At 61.8% G+C, this 1,727-nt stretch carries 2 protein-coding genes; both read right to left on the bottom strand.

Annotated elements, in window-relative coordinates; all coding sequences use genetic code 11:
- Positions 1 to 1,167, bottom strand: a 1,167-nt coding sequence (locus EN906_RS33135; RefSeq protein WP_127375722.1) for a GMC family oxidoreductase N-terminal domain-containing protein, incomplete at its 3' end; no start/stop codon positions are given.
- 56 nt (positions 1,168 to 1,223) lie between these two features.
- The coding region (locus tag EN906_RS33140; RefSeq protein ID WP_127375723.1) for an extracellular solute-binding protein at positions 1,224 to 1,727 on the bottom strand (504 nt) is incomplete at its 5' end.

Raw genomic sequence — 1,727 nt, forward strand, 5'->3', positions numbered from 1 at the left:
GAGCACGCAGGTGTGCATTGCGTAGCCATGGCCGTACTCCACCAGCCTGCCGCGATGGCTGCGATAGCCGGGCACGAAATGGAACTGGATGTCGGGAATGCCGTTCGCATACTTCGTCCGGGCAAAGCCGCCGGCTTCGACGTAGTTGGTGGTGAGCATGCCCTTGCGGCCGGCAAAATACCGGAAGGGCGCAGCCAGCACGCGGGGCAGGTTGGGCAGCGACAGGCCGAGCGTCTTCGTGCTCGAGGAGCGGACCGTGATCATGCCGTCGATATGGTCCTGAAGGTTCTTGCCCACGCCCGGCAGATCGACAACCGGCTTTATACCGATCGCCTGCAGCTCGGCGGCTGCGCCGATGCCGGACGCCAGCAAGATCTTCGGTGAATTGATCGCCCCGGCCGAAAGCACGATTTCGCGGCGGGCCGACAGCGTCTTCTGCTCGCCCTTGTACCGCACCCGTACCCCTGTCGCGCGTTCCTCGGCTATATCGAGGTCGATCACTTCGCATTCGCTGAGGATTGTGAGATTCTTGCGATCGAGCACCGGGCGCATGAAGGCGGTGAAACTGCTGAAGCGCTGGCCGCGATCCTGGGTGACATTGTAGATGCCGAGGCCGAACTGGCTTTCGGCATTGAAGTCGCTGTTGGCCGGAAGACCGGCATTGTTGCCGGCCTTGACGAACATCGACGACAGCACATTCGGATCGCGCGGCTTGTCGACCAGCAGTTCCCCGCCTGTACCGTGGTAGTGCGGGTCCTGGCCAAGCAGGTTGCGCTCGAGCTTCTTGAAGACGGGAAGCACGTCGCTGAATGCCCAGCCTGCGCAGCCGAGTCGCGACCACTCGTCATAGTCCTGCGCGGCGCCCCTGATGTAGACCATCGAGTTGATGGAACTGGAGCCGCCCAGCGCCTTGCCGCGATTGACCGGAATCCTGCGGCCGTTGAGGTTGGGCTGAGGCACGCCGACATAGCAGTAGTCATAGTTCGGATTGCCGTAGAGCGAGAGGATGCCGGCAGGCACCTTGACCCGCAGGCCGCTGTCGCTGCCGCCGGCTTCGATCAGGCACACTTTGTGGGACGGGTTGGCGCTCAGGCGATTGGCAAGGACACAACCGGCCGAGCCTGCGCCGATGACGATGTAGTCGTAGTCAAGATTTTCGGTCTGCATGGCCAGCCCCTTTGAGAATGGAGATGCCGGGGCGGCGCGCGCCCCGGCTGAGCGGCTCATTGCAGAAGCTGCGTCCAGACCTTGGTGACGAGTTCCTGCGCCGCCGGCGAGCAGGCCTGGCCCATCTTGACGGGAACGGTCGGGAACAGCTCCGGAGCGTTCTCCTTGTTGTAGAGCGCCTTGCTCTCGTCGATCTTCACCGGCGAAGAGTGGCCGTAATAATTGTACTGCGCCGTCGCGTTGTCGATCTGGGTCATGAAATCGATGAACTTCTTGGCGTTCTCGATATTGGTCGCGCCCTTCGGCACGACATAGGAATCCAGCCAGCCGACCAGACCTTCTTTCGGCATCGCGTATTCGACATTGGCCTTGTCGTTGCGGCGAAGCCTCATGGTGTTGCCGTCCCACCAGAAATGGGCGGCAACCTCGCCGCTGCCGATGCGGTTTTCGATGTTGTCGCTGGAATAGGCCGCCACGAATGGCTTCTGCGCCAGCAAGAGGTCGAGCACGCGCTTCATCTCCTGCGGGTCTTCGCTGCAATATTTGATGCCGAGATAGTT

Source organism: Mesorhizobium sp. M7A.F.Ca.CA.004.06.1.1 (genome assembly GCF_003999135.1).
In the GTDB taxonomy this organism is placed as follows: Bacteria; Pseudomonadota; Alphaproteobacteria; order Rhizobiales; family Rhizobiaceae; genus Mesorhizobium.